At 71.0% G+C, this 15508-nt stretch carries 13 protein-coding genes; 1 reads left to right on the forward strand and 12 read right to left on the reverse strand.

What is annotated here, in order from left to right; genetic code table 11:
- Positions 1 to 84 precede the first annotated feature (84 nt).
- The 12 genes from ACFC09_RS21850 to ACFC09_RS21905 form a co-directional block, all read right to left on the reverse strand.
- The gene (locus ACFC09_RS21850) at positions 85 to 1413 is read right to left on the reverse strand and encodes a ThuA domain-containing protein (RefSeq protein WP_376530805.1); all 1329 of its coding nucleotides are present in this window, start codon (positions 1411 to 1413) and stop codon (positions 85 to 87) included.
- Between the two features lie 12 nt (positions 1414 to 1425).
- The gene (locus ACFC09_RS21855; protein WP_376530808.1) at positions 1426 to 3927 is read right to left on the reverse strand and encodes a PQQ-dependent sugar dehydrogenase; all 2502 of its coding nucleotides are present in this window, start codon (positions 3925 to 3927) and stop codon (positions 1426 to 1428) included.
- 106 nt (positions 3928 to 4033) lie between these two features.
- Positions 4034 to 5032, reverse strand: a complete 999-nt coding sequence (locus tag ACFC09_RS21860) for a sugar phosphate isomerase/epimerase family protein (protein ID WP_376530811.1) — start codon at positions 5030 to 5032, stop codon at positions 4034 to 4036.
- Between the two features lie 11 nt (positions 5033 to 5043).
- Entirely contained in the window at positions 5044 to 6252 is a 1209-nt protein-coding gene (locus ACFC09_RS21865) for a Gfo/Idh/MocA family protein (RefSeq protein WP_376530835.1), read from the reverse strand.
- Between the two features lie 60 nt (positions 6253 to 6312).
- Complete coding sequence (locus tag ACFC09_RS21870; protein WP_376530814.1) at positions 6313 to 7353, reverse strand: substrate-binding domain-containing protein; 1041 nt, start codon at positions 7351 to 7353, stop codon at positions 6313 to 6315.
- 17 nt (positions 7354 to 7370) lie between these two features.
- Positions 7371 to 8390, reverse strand: a complete 1020-nt coding sequence (locus ACFC09_RS21875; protein WP_376530817.1) for an ABC transporter permease — start codon at positions 8388 to 8390, stop codon at positions 7371 to 7373.
- Positions 8387 to 9904 (reverse strand): sugar ABC transporter ATP-binding protein, encoded by a 1518-nt coding sequence (locus ACFC09_RS21880; RefSeq protein WP_376530819.1) that lies wholly within the window; start codon positions 9902 to 9904, stop codon positions 8387 to 8389. Before ACFC09_RS21880 ends, ACFC09_RS21875 begins: the two co-directional genes overlap by 4 nt.
- A gap of 121 nt (positions 9905 to 10025) precedes the next feature.
- Positions 10026 to 11207, reverse strand: coding sequence for an ROK family protein (locus ACFC09_RS21885; protein ID WP_376530821.1), 1182 nt, complete (start codon positions 11205 to 11207; stop codon positions 10026 to 10028).
- A gap of 570 nt (positions 11208 to 11777) precedes the next feature.
- Entirely contained in the window at positions 11778 to 12455 is a 678-nt protein-coding gene (locus tag ACFC09_RS21890; RefSeq protein WP_376530823.1) for a GntR family transcriptional regulator, read from the reverse strand.
- Positions 12456 to 12632: 177 nt separating this feature from the next.
- Positions 12633 to 13580 (reverse strand): beta-ketoacyl-ACP synthase III, encoded by a 948-nt coding sequence (locus tag ACFC09_RS21895; RefSeq protein WP_376530826.1) that lies wholly within the window; start codon positions 13578 to 13580, stop codon positions 12633 to 12635.
- A 133-nt stretch (positions 13581 to 13713) separates the two neighbouring features.
- Positions 13714 to 13842, reverse strand: coding sequence for a hypothetical protein (locus ACFC09_RS21900; RefSeq protein WP_376530829.1), 129 nt, complete (start codon positions 13840 to 13842; stop codon positions 13714 to 13716).
- Complete coding sequence (locus ACFC09_RS21905; RefSeq protein WP_376530831.1) at positions 13817 to 15148, reverse strand: OFA family MFS transporter; 1332 nt, start codon at positions 15146 to 15148, stop codon at positions 13817 to 13819. Before ACFC09_RS21905 ends, ACFC09_RS21900 begins: the two co-directional genes overlap by 26 nt.
- Before the next feature lie 202 nt (positions 15149 to 15350).
- Here ACFC09_RS21905 and ACFC09_RS21910 point away from each other — a divergent pair.
- The coding region (locus tag ACFC09_RS21910) for a ketopantoate reductase family protein (protein WP_376530838.1) at positions 15351 to 15508 on the forward strand (158 nt) is incomplete at its 3' end.

The following is a 15508-nucleotide window of genomic DNA, read 5'->3' on the forward strand; positions in this document are numbered from 1 at the left end:
GCAGCCTCCTTGTCGTGCGCTGACCCCGGCTATGACAGGACGAAGACGGCGGGCGGGGGTCCGGCGTCCCCCGCCCGCCGCCGCTCACCTGCCCTTGGCGGGCAGTTCCTTGATCCGGATGTCGCGGAAGGACACCTGGTCGTCGGCACCGTGGTTCTGGATGCCGACATGTCCGTCGCGCAGGCTCCGGGCCGGATCGGTGTTGGTGAAATCGTTGATCTTCACGCCGTTGAGCCAGATGCGGAGGCGCTCGCCCTCCACCCGGATCTCGTACGTGTTCCACTCCCCCGGCGGGTTCAGCGCCCGGTCGCGCTTCTTCAGGTCGGCGGACTGGAAGCCGTAGACGGACCCGGTGGTCTTCTCGGGCACGTCGGTGGCGTCGATCTGGATCTCGTACCCGTTGTTCACGGCCGACCACGGGTCGTCCGAGGGCGGGAAGCCCACGAACACGCCCGAGTTGTCGTCGCCGTCCATCTTCCAGTCGAGCTTCAGGGAGTACGACCCGAAGCTCTGCCCGGCATACCAGAGCATGCCCATGCCACCCGTGGAGGTGAGCGTGCCGTCCTCGGACAGGATGAAGGAGCCCGGACCGGCCTGGCTCCAGCCGTCCAGACCGGTGCCGTCGAAGATCGGCCGGTAGCCGTTCTCCGGGCGGCAGTCGGCCTGGGCGTCACCGACGGCCCAGCGGATCCCGCCCAGCAGATGCTGCCGGAACGCGGGGTCGGCGTAGGACTCCTTGGTGTGGCCGCCCCCGGTGTAGAAGGCACGGCCGCCCTGGTAGTCCTGGCACCAGGCGATCGGGTGATCGCCGTTCATGGTGCCGCCGGTGTACGACGCCTCGTCGAGCGAGGCGAGGACATGGGCGCGTTCGCGCGGGTTGGAGCGGTAGTTGTACCACTCGTCCGTGCGGTCCCAGGTGCGCGCCAGGTCCGAGGTCGCCGGGTGACCGCGGTCCTCCACGTTCACCGTGGCCGGCTGGATCGCCGGGTGCGACTGGAAGTAGGCGCCGGCCAGGCCGCCGTAGAACGCCCAGTCGTACTCGGTGTCGGCGGCGGCGTGGACGCCCACGTAGGCGCCTCCGTCGTGGATGTAGCCTTCGAAGGCCCGCTGCTGGGCGTCGTCGAGGACGTCGCCCGTCGTGGACATGAAGACGACCGCGGCGTAGCGCCGCAGGTTCTTCCCGGTGAAGGCACCGGCGTCCTCCGTGGCGTCGACGGCGAAGCCGCCGCTCGCGCCGAGTTCCTTGACCGTCGCGATCCCCTCGGGGATCGAGTCGTGCCGGAATCCGGCCGTCTTGGAGAAGACCAGTACCCGCTTGCTCTCCGCCGGGTGCGACGAGGCGGGTCCCGCCACGCAGCCGAGGAGCAGGGCCGCTCCGAGGGCGGCGGTCGTCAGTCTGCCGGTCGCGCGCATCACGGCCTCCTCTCAGCTCGTGGTGAAGACGAAGTCGTCGACGTCGAACAGGGCGCCGTTGCCGGTGCTGCCCTTGAAGACCAGGTAGAGCGTGGTGGTGGCCTTCGGCGCGCGCGCCAGGTCGGCGCTGACGTCCTGGAAGCTCTCCCAGCCGCCGGTCACCGGCACGGTGGCCTTGCCGAGGAGCTTGCCCTTCGGGGAGCCCGCGCGGACCTCCAGGGTGCCGCCCGCGCCGCCGGAGGACACCCGGGCCGTGATCTGCTTCGCGTTGCCGAGCGCGTACGGGGTGAAGGCGATCCAGTCGCCGTTGTCGATGTCACCGACCGTCTTGCCGCCGTGCGCGCTGTCCTTGCTGATCTGCGAGATGCCCGAGGAGTCGCTGTAGTGCTCGGCCTGGCGGTGCCGCGGCTGGAGGACGTTGCGGTCGTGCGTGGTGAGCGCGGCCTGGCCGCCGCCCCCGTTGTCGGTGTACTGGGCGTCGAACACGCCGAAGATGTTGGCGTTCTCGTCGTGTCCGCCGTCCGCGCTGGTCTGGATGGTGCCGGAGCAGCCGGTCGCGGAGGTCAGCGGGTGGCCGTGGGTGTCGTGGCCGAGGACGAAGTTGACCGTGACCTTGGAGCAGTCGATGGCCGTGCCGTCCTCGGGGTCGGTGACCTTCACCTTGAACGGGACTGCGTCACCGAAGCTGAACAGCTGGCCGTCCTGCGGGAGTTGCAGCGTGACGGTCGGCGCGGTGTTGCCGACGACGACCTGCGCACTGGCGCTGCCGGTGCGCCCGCCCGGGTCCTTCGCGGTGAGCGTGGCGGTGTAGGTGCCGTTCTTCTTGTAGGTGTGGCTGGGGTTGGCGCCGGTCGCGGTGGTGCCGTCACCGAAGTCCCAGCTGTAGGTGAGCGCGTCGCCGTCCTGGTCGCTGGTGCCGGCCGAGGAGAAGGAGACCCTCAGCGGTGCCTGTCCCGAGGTGCGGTCGGCCGCGGCCTGGGCGACCGGCGAGTGGCCGCCGGTGGCGTTCTCGATGCGGTACAGGGCCGAGTTGTCGTCGCCGCCGAACCAGGACAGGCCGTAGTCGAGGACGTACAGCGCCCCGTCCGGGCCGAAGGCCATGTCCATCACCTGGGTACCGGTCCAGGGCACGGGGTTGATGGACTGCACGGTGCCGTTCGCGTCGCTGGTGATGCGCTTGATCCAGCGGCGGCCGAACTCACCGGCGAAGAAGTCGCCGTCGTAGGCCTGCGGGAACTTGACGGGCGAGTCGAGCGCGGGGTCGTAGTGGTAGACCGGTCCGCCCATGGGGGATTCGGAGCCGTCGCCGAACTCGGGCACGGACGGGCCGTCGTAGGGGATCCAGGCGGCCTGGGCCGGCGGCAGGTCGGTCAGACCGGTGTTGTGCGGCGAGGTGTTCTTCGGCGCGGCGCAGTCGAAGGCGGCGCCGGACGTCTTGGTGGCGAAGTCGTAGTCCTTGTACGCCTGGTTGTCGCCGATGCACAGCGGCCAGCCGAAGTTGCCGGGGCCGGTGACCCGGTCGAACTCGACCTGTCCCGAGGGGCCGCGGTCCGGGTTGGCGGAGCCGGCGTCGGGTCCGTAGTCACCGACGTAGAGGATGCCGGTTTCCTTGTCGACGCTGAAGCGGAACGGGTTGCGGAAGCCCATCGCGTAGATCTCGGGCCGCGTCTTGGGCGTGCCCGGCGCGAAGAGGTTGCCGTCGGGTACGGCGTACGAGCCGTCGGCGTTCACCTTGATGCGCAGGATCTTGCCGCGCAGGTCGTTGGTGTTGCCGGCGGAGCGGCGGGCGTCGAAGGCCGGGTTGCGGTCGGACCGCTCGTCGATGGGTGAGTAGCCGTCCGACTGGAAGGGGTTGGTATCGTCGCCGGTCGACAGGTAGAGGTTGCCGTCCTTGTCGAAGTCGATGTCACCGCCGACGTGACAGCAGAGGCCGCGGGAGGTCTTGACGTCGAGGATCTGCTTCTCGCTGGCCTTGTCGAGCGTGCCGTCCGTGTTCAGGACGAACCGGGAGAGCCGGTTGACGCCGTCGAAGGGGGCGAAGTCGGCGGCGGTGCCGGTCTCCGGGGCGTCGCCCGCCGGGGTGTCCAGCGGGGGCGCGTAGTAGAGGTAGACGAAGTGGTTGTCGGTGAAGCCGGGGTCGACGCCGACGCCCTGGAGGCCCTCCTCGTCGTGCGAGTAGACGTCCAGCTTGCCCGCGACCTTGGTGTTGCCGGCGGCGTCGGTGAGCCGCAGCGTGCCGTCGCGCGAGGTGTGCAGGACGGAGCGGTCCGGCAGGACGGCGAGCGACATGGGCTCGCCGACCTCCGCGGCCCCCTTGGCGAGGGTGACCTGCTGGAAGTCCTCGGCCGCCGCGGCTGCCGGGTCGGCGACGGCTGCGCCGGCCTGGGGGGCGGTGAGACTCAGCGTGGCGCCCGCGAGCAGGGCCCCGCTGAGCAGGGCCACCGCCTTGCGGAATCGGCGTCGTCCGGGTGTCTCGTTTCTGCGGGTGCGGGTGGTGCGGTCGTTCCCGTGCACGAATGCCTCCAAGAAGGGGCCGGTTGTACGGGGCGGGTGCGGTGCGCCGGGATGCGCCGTCATCCCGGAGAGCGGAAGAGGGGTCGGTGGGTGGCCGCGTCGGGCCTCAGTTGCCGAACGCGGCGTCGAAGGAGGCCGTCGGCGGTTCGAAGTCGAACGCCTTGAGCCGGGTCAGTGCCTCGGGGGCGCCCTGGAGCCGGTCCATGCCGGCGTCCTCCCATTCGACGGAGACGGGTCCCTGGTAGTCGATGGAGCGCAGCATCCTGAAGACGTCCTCCCAGGGGACGTCGCCGTGCCCGGCGGAGACGAAGTCCCAGCCGCGGCGCGGGTCGCCCCAGGGCAGGTGGGAGCCGAGGCGGCCGTTGCGGCCGTCGAGGCGCTTGCGGGCCTCCTTGCAGTCGACGTGGTAGATCCGGTCCCGGAAGTCCCACAGGAAGCCGACCGGGTCGAGGTCCTGCCAGACGAAGTGGGAGGGGTCGAAGTTGAGGCCGAAGGCGGGCCGGTGGTCGACGGCCGCGAGGGCGCGCTGGGTGGTCCAGTAGTCGTAGGCGATCTCGCTGGGGTGGACCTCGTGCGCGAAGCGGACGCCCTCCGCGTCGAAGACGTCGAGAATCGGGTTCCAGCGGTCGGCGAAGTCCTGGTAACCGCGTTCGATCATCGCCTCGGGCGCGGGCGGGAACATGGCGACCAGGTGCCAGATGGCGGAGCCGGTGAAGCCGATGACGGTGTCGACGCCGAGGGCCGCGGCGGCGCGCGCGGTGTCGGCGATCTCGGTGGCGGCCCGGCGGCGCACGCCCTCCGGCTCGCCGTCGCCCCAGATCCGGGCGGGCAGGATCGCCTCGTGCCGCTCGTCGATGATGGCGTCGCAGACGGCCTGTCCGACCAGGTGGTTGGAGACGGCCCAGCACTTGAGGCCGTACTTGTCGAGGAGCTGGTGGCGGGAGGCGACGTAGCCGGGGTCGGCGAGCGCCTTGTCGACCTCGAAGTGGTCACCCCAGCAGGCGAGTTCGAGGCCGTCGTAGCCGAAGTCGCGGGCGAGCCGGCAGACCTCCTCCAGGGGGAGGTCGGCCCACTGTCCGGTGAAGAGGGTGAAGTTGCGGGGCATTGCGTGACTCCTCAGACCGCGATGGGGGTGTAGACGGCGTTCTTCTCGGCGCTCTCCTCCACCGCGGCGAGCACGCGCTGGATCTGTAGTCCGTCGGCGAAGGAGGGTTCGGGGGCGCTGCCCTCGGCGATGGCGTGCACCAGGTCGCGGGCCTGGTGGACGAAGCTGTGCTCGTAGCCGAGGCCGTGGCCCGGGGGCCACCAGCCCTCCAGGTAGGGGTGGTCGGGTTCGGTGACGAGGATGCGGCGGAAGCCGGCGTGGGTGCCCGGTTCGGTGCCGTCGAAGTACGACAGTTCGTTGAGCCGTTCCAGGTCGAAGGCGAGCGAGCCGCGCTCGCCGTTGAGTTCGATGCGCAGGGCGTTCTTGCGGCCGGTCGCGTAGCGGGTGGCCTCGAAGGAGGCCAGGGCGCCGGAGGCGAAGCGGCCGGTGAACACGGCGGCGTCGTCGACGGTGACCTCTGCGGTGCCGGTGGCCGACACGGCGGTCAGGCCGCTCGTGGCGCCGCCGGGCAGGGGTCGCTGCCGTACGAAGGTCTCGGTGAGCGCGGAGACCCCGGCGAGGCGTTCGCCCGCCAGGTACTGGGCGAGGTCGATGATGTGCGCGCCGAGGTCGCCGAGCGAGCCGGAGCCCGCCGCTTCCTTGCGCAGCCGCCAGGTGAGCGGGAACTCGGGGTCGATCAGCCAGTCCTGGAGGTAGACGACCCGGACGTGCCGCAGGGTGCCGATCCGGTCCTCGGCGACCATCCGCCGGGCGAGCGCCGTGGCGGGCAGCCGCCGGTAGTTGAAGCCGACCATCGCCACCTGGCCGCGCGCCTCGGCCTCCTCGGCCGCGCGGGCCATCGCGGTGGCCTCCTCGACGGTGTTGGCGAGGGGCTTCTCGCACAGTACGTGCTTGCCCGCGGCCAGGGCGGCGAGCGCGATCTCGGCGTGGCTGTCACCCGGGGTGCAGATGTCGACGAGGTCGACGTCGTCCCGGGCGATCAGCGCACGCCAGTCGGTCTCGGCCGCGGCCCAGCCGTGCCGGTCGGCCGCCGCCCGGACCGCGGCGCCGTCCCGGCCGCAGATCGCGGCCAGGACCGGCCGTCGGGGCAGGTCGAAGACACGGCCCGCGGTGCGCCAGCCCTGGGAGTGGGCGGCGCCCATGAAGGCGTATCCGACCATGCCGACGCGGATCGGTGGCTGCTGCGCCTCCGGCCCGTCCGGTTGCTGCGGCTGTCCCATAAGGAAGTCCTCCTCGTCCTCGTTCATGTCTGTGCCGTGGGGGGTGCGGGGCGGAACCCGTCAGCGGAACCCTGTGGACATGTACTGGTCGACGTTGTCCTTGTCGACGACGGCCGAGTACAGCGTGATCGACGACGGGATCTCGTACTCGGCGAGGCCGCCGATGCCCTTGCTCTGGCCGAGGGCGCGTGCCAGGTCGATCGCCGAGGCGGCCATGGTCGGCGGATAGAGAACGCTTGCTTTCATGACGCCATTATCTTGTTTGATCGCCTGGAAGGCGGAGAGGGCCCCCGCACCGCCGACCATCATGAACTCGTCGCGGCCGGCCTGTTCGATGGCGCGCAGCGCGCCCACGCCCTGGTCGTCGTCGTGGTTCCAGACGGCGTCGATCCTGGACTGGGCCTGGAGCAGCTGGGACATCTTGGCCTGTCCCGACTCGACGGTGAAGTCGGCGGCCTGCCGGGCGACCTTCTTCAGGTTCGGGAAGTTCTTGAGCGCGTCGTCGAAGCCCTGGGTGCGCTGCTTGGTCAGCTCCAGGTTGTCGATCCCGGCCAGTTCGACGACGCGGGCGTCCGTCTTGCCCCGCAGCTTCTCGCCGATGTACGTGCCGGCGTTGAAGCCCATGCCGTAGTTGTCGCCGCCGACCCAGCAGCGGTACGCCTGCGGGGTGTTGAAGATCCGGTCCAGGTTGATCACCGGGATGCCCGCGCGCATCGCCTTCAGGCCGACCTGGGTGAGGGCCTTGCCGTCGGCGGGCAGGATCACCAGGACGTCGACCTTCTTGTTGATCAGGGTCTCGATCTGGCCGATCTGCGCGGCGGTGTCGTTGGAGCCCTCGGTGATCTCCAGGGTGACGTCCGAGTACTTCTCGGCGCGGCTCTTGGCGTTGTCGTTGATCGCGTTGAGCCAGCCGTGGTCGGCCTGCGGACCGGCGAACCCGACGGTGACCTGCTTGCCGGGCTTGTCGTCGGCGGCCGGCTGAGAACTGGCGGCCGGCTGCTGGTCCTTGCTCTCGTTGCTCGTGCAAGCGGTGAGCAGGGCACCGGCGGAGACCGCGGCGGTCCCGAACAGCAGTCCTCTGCGACTGGTGAGGTGTGACATGGCGGTGATCCCCTTCGTCAGGTCGTGCTCGCGGTACGGCGCTGGACCAGCACGGCGGCGACGATGATCGCGCCCTTGGCGATCTGCTGGACGTCGCTCTGGAGGTTGTTCAGGGCGAAGATGTTGGTGATCGTGGTGAAGATCAGGACACCGAGGACGGAGCCGGTGATGGTGCCGCGGCCCCCGCTGAGCAGGGTTCCACCGATGATCGCGGCGGCGATGGCGTCGAGTTCGTACAGGTTGCCGTTGGTGTTCTGGCCCGAGCCGGACAGGATGATCAGCAGGAAGGCGGCGATGCCGCAGCACAGCCCGGACAGCAGGTAGAGGTACAGCCGCTGGCGGCGTACGTCGATACCGGCGAGCCGGGCGGCCTCCGCGTTGCCGCCGACAGCGACCGTGCGGCGGCCGAAGGTGGTGCGGTTGAGCACGAACCAGCCGATGATCGTCACGACCGCGAAGACCAGGACGAGCGGCGGGATGCCGAGCACATAGGAGTCGCGCTCGCCGAGCTTGAGGATGCCCTCGACGGAGACGATCTGCGTCTTGCCGTCGGTGATCTGAAGGGCCAGACCGCGGGCCGAGGCCAGCATGGCGAGGGTGGCGATGAACGGGACCATGCTGCCGTAGGCGATGAGCACGCCGTTGACGAGGCCGCAGCCCAGGCCGACGATCATCGCGGTGAACAGGATGCCCGCGAAACCGAAGTCCTGGGTGGCGACCGTGGTCGCCCAGACCGAGGCGAGGGCGACGACCGCGCCGACCGACAGGTCGATGCCGCCGGAGGTGATGACGAAGGTCATGCCGACGGTGACGACACCGATCACCGACGCCTGGGTGAGGACGAGTTGCAGGTTGCGGGTGTCGAGGAACTCGTCCGGCTTGGTGATGCCGCCGACCACGACGAGCGCGAGCAGCACACCGAGCAGCGAGAGGGTGCGGACGTCGGCGCGGGCCACGAGGGAGCGCCAGGCGGGGCGGGGGCCGGCCGGCTGCACCTTGCCGGTGCTGCTCCGCGGCGGGGAGGCGTGCTGCGTCATGACGCCGGGCTTCCTTCCATGACGAGGTCGAGTACGCGGTGTTCGTCCAGTTCGCGGGCGGGTGCCTCGTGTACGACGTGGCCCTCGCGCAGCACCAGCACGCGGTCGGCGAGGCCCAGTACTTCGGGGACCTCGCTGGACACGAGCAGTACCGCGAGCCCTTCGTCGGCCAGCCGCCGGACGACCGCGTACAACTCGGCGCGGGCGCCGACGTCGACGCCTCGGGTCGGCTCGTCGAGCAGCAGCACGCGGCAGCCGCGCAGCAGCCAGCGGGCCAGGACGGCCTTCTGCTGGTTTCCGCCGGAGAGGGTGCGCACGGGTACGGAGGGGTTGTCGGGGCGCAGCGACAGCTCGCGGGTGGCCGCGCGGGCCGCGCCCAGTTCGGCGCGCCGGTCGAGCCAGCCGCCGCGGGAGAAGCGGGACAGGGTGGAGACGGACACGTTCCGGGTGACGGACTCCAGCATGAGCAGGGCCTGCGCCTTGCGTTCCTCGGGGGCGAGGCCGAGACCCGCGCGGACCGCCGCGGGCACGCTGCCGGGCCGCAGCGCCTTGCCGTCCACCAGGACCTGGCCGGAGCCGGGCTTGCGGGCGCCGTAGATCGTCTCCAGCACCTCGGAGCGGCCGGAGCCGACGAGTCCGGCGAGGCCGACGATCTCGCCGGCCCGGACGGTGAGGTCGAGCGGGGCGAACTCGCCCGGCCGGGACAGACCCCGGACCTGGAGGACCGGGGCGCCGTCGGACGCCGCGGCCGGCCGCTCGGGGAAGACGTACTCGACGTTGCGCCCCGTCATCAGCGCCACGACGTCCCGGGTGGGCGTGGTCTTGGCGGGCAGCCCGCCCGCGACCGCGCGCCCGTCCTTGAGGACCGTCACCCGGTCGCCGATGCGCCGGATCTCCTCCAGCCGGTGCGAGATGTAGACGACGGCCACGCCGTCCGCGGTGAGGGAGGCGACGATGCGGAACAGGTTGTCGACCTCGTCCGGGTCGAGCGCGGCGGACGGTTCGTCCATGACGATGAGCCGTACGTCGTGGGAGAGCGCCCGCGCCATGGAGACGATCTGCTGCTGGGCCGCGGACAGTTCCCCGACGAGCCGGCCGGGGTCGACCTCCGGATGCCCGAGGCGCGCGAGCAGTTCGGCGGTCGACGCCCGCGCGGCCCTCCCCCGTACGACGAAGCCGGCGGCCGTGGGCTCATGGCCCAGGTGGACGTTCTCGGCCACCGACAGGTGCTCCACCAGGTCGAGTTCCTGGTAGATGGTGGCGATGCCGAGACGCATGGCGGCGCTGGGCGAGCGGAGCGTGACGTCCTCGCCGCGCCAGGTGATGGTGCCGCTGTCCGGCTGGTGGGCGCCCGCGAGGACCTTGATCAGGGTGGACTTGCCGGCCCCGTTCTGACCGAGCAAGCAGTGCACTTCACCGGCCTGGACATCGAGGTCCACGCCGTCGAGGGCCCGGACGCCGGGGAACGACTTGGTGATTCCGGACATGCTGAGCAGCGGTGGTTCTGGTGCCATGTGTGTTCCCCTCGGCGGGCGTGCGGAGCCTGAGTCAGGGTGAAGCCGCCTGGATGTCAGGCGTGGTGGCGCGGGGCAGGCAGAGCGGGCGCTGTACTGGTCGAGGCCGGAAGGCGGTCGGCTATGCGGGCGAGAACAGGTGGTCGCTGATGAGGCGGGCCGCGCCGATGACGCCGGCGTTCTGGCCCAGCTCCCCGAGGACGATGGGCAGGTTGCCGGTGGCCAGCGGCAGTGACTGGCGGTAGACCTGGGTGCGGATCGCGGCGAGCAGGGTGTGGCCGAGGCCGGTCACCCCGCCGCCGATCACCACCAGGCCGGGGTTGAAGAACGAGACGAGTCCGGCGATGACCTGGCCGACGTGGTTGCCGCCCTCGCGGATCAGGGCGAGCGCCACGGTGTCACCCGCGGCGGCAGCGGCGGAGACGTCGACGCCCGTGAGGGTGCCGTTCGCCGCGAACCGCGCCGCCAGCTCCGTCGACCGGCCCTGCTGGGCGGCCTCCAGTGCGTCGCGGGCGAGTGCCGCACCGCTGAAGTGGGCTTCCAGGCAGCCCCGGTTGCCGCAGGGGCACGGCCGGCCGTCGGGCACCGCCTGGATGTGTCCGATGTCGCCCGCGCTGCCCGTCACCCCGCGGTGGACCTCACCGCCGGCGACGATGCCGCAGCCGATACCGGTACCGATCTTGATACAGAGGAAGTCGCCCACGGAGCGCGCGACACCCGCGTGCCGTTCGCCCATCGCCATCAGGTTCACGTCGTTGTCGACCATGACCGGGCAGCCGAGTTCCTGGCTGAGTGCCTCCCGTACCGGGAAGCCGTCCCAGCCGGGCATGATCGGCGGTGCGACCGGGACGCCCTCGGGAAAGCGGACCGGTCCCGGCACGCCGATCCCGGCGCCGTCGAAACCCTCCGCGAGGCCGGAGGCACGCAGCTTCGCCGCCATGGCCAGGACCTGTTCGAAGACCGCGACGGGGCCCACGCGTACGTCCATGGGCTGGTTGAGGTGTCCCAGCACTTCCAGTTCGGCGTTGGTGACGGCGACGTCGACCGAGGTCGCGCCGATGTCGACGCCGAGGAAGCGGAGGTTCGGGGCGAGCCGGATGTTGTGGGACCGGCGTCCGCCGCGCGAGGCGGCGAGGCCGTCGGCGACCACGAGGCCGGTCTCCAGCAGGCGGTCCACCTCCACGGCCAGCTTGGACCGTGAGAGGTCTATCTGGTCGCCCAGCTGCGCACGGGAGTTGGGACCGCCGTCACGCAACAGCTTGAGCAGTCGGGCCTGATGGGCGTTCGCGGGTCGTGCGGTCATGCGTCTCACGTGCCCCTCCCCGCCTCAAATCGGCCATCCGGGTGTGTCTTTCGAGGGGAACGTAGCAGTCACCGCCGCACCTGGGAAGAAGCTGTGCATGGATTGGCGCTGACTTTTCCCACTCACAGGACAAAGCGAGAGTGGCTACGGCTGTGAAAGGCGGCCCTCAGCCGACGCGGCGGCCGTCCCCGAGCCGGACCGCCCGCACGGCGGCGCCGTCCTCGTGACCGGGCGTCCGCTCCTCCCACGCGAACGGCATGCCGCCGCCGGAGCCGGGCGACGGCGGGCATGCGTGGGCGTGACGACGAGCCTCGGCGGGCTCCGGTTCCGGCTTCGACTCCGGCAGTCGGCTCCGGCGGTCGGCTCTGGCTCCGGCTCCGGCGGTCGGCTTCGCCTTCGGCGGCCGGCTTCGTCCTCGGCCCGCACGCGGCACCTGTGGGGCGCCGAAAAGATCACCGTGCCGCGGGGCGCCGCCCTGTCCACCGCCATGGAAGGGCCGGGCGGCCGGGCCGTAGCCTCACGCCCGGAGGTGGTTTCGCGCCCTGCGCTGCGGGTCCGCTCGTCCCGGGGTCAGGAAGTCGTACGGTCGTGGTACGAGTGGCGGGTGTGCTCGGTGTGCTCGCGCATCAGCTGCGTGGCGAGCTGTTCGTCGCGGTCGGCCACGGCGGCGATCATGGCGCGGTGCTCCACCCAGGACTGCCGGCCGCGCTGCCGGGCCACCGGCGTGTAGTACCAGCGCACCCTGCGGTCGACCTGCCCGGCCAGCTCGGCGAGGACCGCGTTGCCCGCCAGTTCCATGATCTTGGCGTGGAAGGCCGCGTTCAGGGCGACGGCGCCGTCCACGTCGTCGGCGGCGACCGCCTTCTCGCCCCGCGCGCACAGTTCGCTGAGCGCCTCGATCCCGGCGCTGCCCGCGTTCGCCGCGGCGAGCCGGGCCGCCTCGGCCTCCAGCAGCGTCCGCACGGTGAGCAGCTGATCGGCCTCTTCCTCCGTCGGCTCGTGCACGAAGGCGCCCTGAGCGGGCCGCAGATCCACCCAGCCCTCCGTGTTGAGCCGCTGCAACGCTTCGCGCACCGGCTGCCGGGAGACGCCCAGATGCCCGGCGAGTTCGCTCTCGACCAGGTGCTGGCCGGGCTGCAACGCACGCGTGGTGATCAGTTCGAGCAGCGCCTCGTACACGCGGTCGCGCAGCGGGCCGGGCCGTTCGAGCTTGGGCACGGCACCCTGTGGCAGTCCGGTCGACAACATCGCGGTCCCCCTCCTGGGCAGGGCCGTGCACGGCGGACGAGATTCGTGCGCGCACTTCCGTCCAGTATCAATTGTCTTTCGTCTACAGTCTACGGCGCACGGATGCCAGGGACGCACACAGTCGCTCACGTCACATCGAGCCGGTCCGGACCGGCTCGCGGCGTGGGTCGGGGCGCGTCAAGGGCAGCGGACGACCTGCCCGGCGTACGACAGGTTGCCGCCGAAGCCGAACAGCAGGACCGGGTCGCCGCCGCGGACCTCGCCCCGTTCGATGAGCTTGGACAGGGCCAGCGGGATGCTGGCCGCGGAGGTGTTCCCGGACTCGGTGACGTCCCGGGCGATCACGGCGCGCGCCGCGCCCAGCTTCTCGGCGAGGGGTTCGATGATGCGCAGGTTGGCCTGGTGCAGCACGACCGCGGCCAGGTCGGCGGGGGCGATGCCGGCCTTGTCGCAGGCGCCTCGGGCGAGGGCGGGCAGCCGGGTGGTGGCCCAGCGGTAGACGCTCTGCCCCTCCTGGGCGAACCGCGGCGGGGTGCCCTCGATCCGTACCGCGTGTCCCATCTCCGGCACCGAACCCCACAGCACGGGTCCGATCCCGGGCTCCGCCCCCGGTGCGCAGGGCTCGACGACCGCCGCCCCCGCCCCGTCGCCGACCAGGACGCAGGTGCTGCGGTCGGTCCAGTCGGCCACGGCGGACATCTTGTCGGCGCCGATGACCAGGGCCCGTTCCGCGGCGCCCGCGCGCACGGTGTGGTCGGCGGTGGCCAGGGCGTGGGTGAAACCGGCGCACACGACGTTGACGTCCATCGCGGCGGGCCGCGGTATGCCGAGCCTGGCCGCGACCCGGGCGGCGGTGTTCGGGGAGCGGTCGATGGCGGTGGAGGTGGCGACCAGGACGAGATCGATGTCCCCGGGAGCGAGACCCGCCGCGGCGAGGGCCTTGGCGGCGGCGTGCGCGGCGAGTTCGTCGACCGGTTCGTCGGGCCCGGCGATGTGTCGCGTCCGGATCCCCACCCGGGACCGGATCCACTCGTCGCTGGTCTCGACCAGGTCCGCCAACTCCTCGTTGGTGAGGACCTTGGCGGGCTGGTAATGGCCGACGGCGGCGATGCGCGAGCCGATCAACTGGTCCCCCTCGTGGACGCGGGTGGCGGGAGGTCCCAGTGTGTTCGGTGACCCGCGGGTACGACGGCAGGTGAAGCCACAGGATTCGGGCGCCCGGGTTGTCGGCTTCCGTCAGCCCCGGGCGCCGCGGGCGTCACCCCGTGAACAGCTGGGTCGCCTTCTGGACCAGCTCGTACACGCCGTAGACCAGGGGGGCGCCGACCCACACCCAGGCGAGGGCGATCAGGCCGCGCCGGTCAGGCGGGCTGTTCTCGTTGGACATCGGCGGCCTCCTTCGGCGCGGTGACGTGGTGGCGGGCGTGGACCGGGCGGACGAGTTCGTTGGCGACGAACCCGATCGCCAGGAGCCCGATCATGATGGTGAAGGACAGGCCGTACAGGGACGCGCCGTGTTTGCCGGCCGATTCCTGGTGGTCGGCGATCCAGTTGACGATCAGCGGGCCCAGCACGCCCGCGGTGGACCACGCGGTGAGCAGCCGGCCGTGGATGGCGCCCACCTGGTAGGTGCCGAACAGGTCCTTCAGATAGGCGGGGACGGTCGCGAAGCCGCCGCCGTAGAAGGAGAGGATCACCAGCGCGCACAGCACGAACAGCGGCTTGGCCGAGTCCCCGAACAGCGCGATCGTCAGGTACATCAGCGCACCCACCCCCAGGTAGACGCGGTAGATGTTCTTGCGTCCGATGAGGTCGGAGGTGGAGGACCAGCCGATGCGGCCCGCCATGTTGGCCGCCGACAGCAGGGCGACGAACCCGGCCGCCGCGGACGCCGAGACGGGTGTGCTGGAGTCCGCGAAGAAGTCCGTGATCATGGGCGCGGCCTTCTCCAGGATGCCGATGCCCGCGGTCACGTTGGTGCAGAGCACGATCCACAGGAACCAGAACTGCGGGGTGCGCAGCGCGCTGCGGGCCGACACCTGCACCCCCTCGGCGGGGCTCGGCCCCTCGTCCGCCGCCACGCGGTCCGCGGGGCGCGGCACCCGGACGAGGAACACGCCGAGCGCCATGAACACCGCGTACGACAGCCCGTGCACCAGGAACGCGAGCGCGATCCCGGAGTGGTCGGAGCCGAAGGACTCCAGCATCTGCGCCGACCAGGGCGAGGCGATCAGCGCGCCGCCGCCGAAGCCCATGATGGCGATGCCGGTGGCCATGCCGGGCCGGTCCGGGAACCACTTCATCAGGGTGGAGACGGGCGAGATGTAGCCGATGCCCAGGCCGATGCCGCCGACGAAGCCGTAGCCGAGGACGATCAGCCAGTACTGCTGCGTCCAGGCGCCCAGGGCGGAGATCAGGAAGCCCGAGGAGAAGCAGACGAGGGCCACGGTCATCGCCCAGCGCGGCCCGTTGCGCTCCACGAGGGTGCCGCCGAACGCGGCCGACAGGCCGAGCATCACGATCGCCAGTTGGAAGGGCAGCGCGCTCTGGGTGCCGTCGAGGTTCAGCGCGGATTCGAGCGGTGGCTTGAAAACGCTCCAGGCGTACGCCTGGCCGATGGAGAGGTGGACGGAGAGTGCCGCGGGCGGAACGAGCCAGCGGCTCCATCCCCGCGGTGCGAGAGGGGGACTCATGATCGCGCACGATAAGGAGGGCACCCGGTAGTTGAGAAGGAGTCGGTCGACCGTATGCGATGAGCGGTATGCGACCTGCGCCGAACGGTCATCGTCCGTCCCCTTGCTGACCCCCCCTCCATACTGTAGACAATATTTCGTCGACAAGATTCACCCCACCCCCCACCTCCGCGGTATCCCTCAAACCGAACGGAGTGTTCCCGTGAAAGTCGCAGTTCTCGGCGCCGGAGCGATCGGCGCCTATGTCGGGGCGGCGCTCCATCGCGCCGGCGCCGATGTGCATCTCATCGCCCGTGGACCGAATCTCGCGGCCATGAGGCAGGACGGAGTCCGGGTGCTGAGCCCGCGCGGTGACTTCAC

Origin of the sequence: Streptomyces sp. NPDC056161, from assembly GCF_042268025.1 — a bacterium.
Classification (GTDB): Bacteria; Actinomycetota; Actinomycetes; order Streptomycetales; family Streptomycetaceae; genus Streptomyces.

Bases quoted from the DNA above. Each gene is read 5' to 3' on its own strand.
- ACFC09_RS21850 (WP_376530805.1), bottom strand. From the start codon at position 1,413: ATGCGCGCGACCGGCAGACTGACGACCGCCGCCCTCGGAGCGGCCCTG.
- ACFC09_RS21865 (WP_376530835.1), bottom strand. From the start codon at position 6,252: ATGGGACAGCCGCAGCAACCGGACGGGCCGGAGGCGCAGCAGCCACCG.
- ACFC09_RS21890 (WP_376530823.1), bottom strand. From the start codon at position 12,455: ATGTTGTCGACCGGACTGCCACAGGGTGCCGTGCCCAAGCTCGAACGG.
- ACFC09_RS21885 (WP_376530821.1), bottom strand. From the start codon at position 11,207: ATGACCGCACGACCCGCGAACGCCCATCAGGCCCGACTGCTCAAGCTG.
- ACFC09_RS21900 (WP_376530829.1), bottom strand. From the start codon at position 13,842: ATGTCCAACGAGAACAGCCCGCCTGACCGGCGCGGCCTGATCGCCCTC.
- ACFC09_RS21875 (WP_376530817.1), bottom strand. From the start codon at position 8,390: ATGACGCAGCACGCCTCCCCGCCGCGGAGCAGCACCGGCAAGGTGCAG.
- ACFC09_RS21880 (WP_376530819.1), bottom strand. From the start codon at position 9,904: ATGGCACCAGAACCACCGCTGCTCAGCATGTCCGGAATCACCAAGTCG.
- ACFC09_RS21870 (WP_376530814.1), bottom strand. From the start codon at position 7,353: ATGTCACACCTCACCAGTCGCAGAGGACTGCTGTTCGGGACCGCCGCG.
- ACFC09_RS21905 (WP_376530831.1), bottom strand. From the start codon at position 15,148: ATGAGTCCCCCTCTCGCACCGCGGGGATGGAGCCGCTGGCTCGTTCCG.
- ACFC09_RS21860 (WP_376530811.1), bottom strand. From the start codon at position 5,032: ATGCCCCGCAACTTCACCCTCTTCACCGGACAGTGGGCCGACCTCCCC.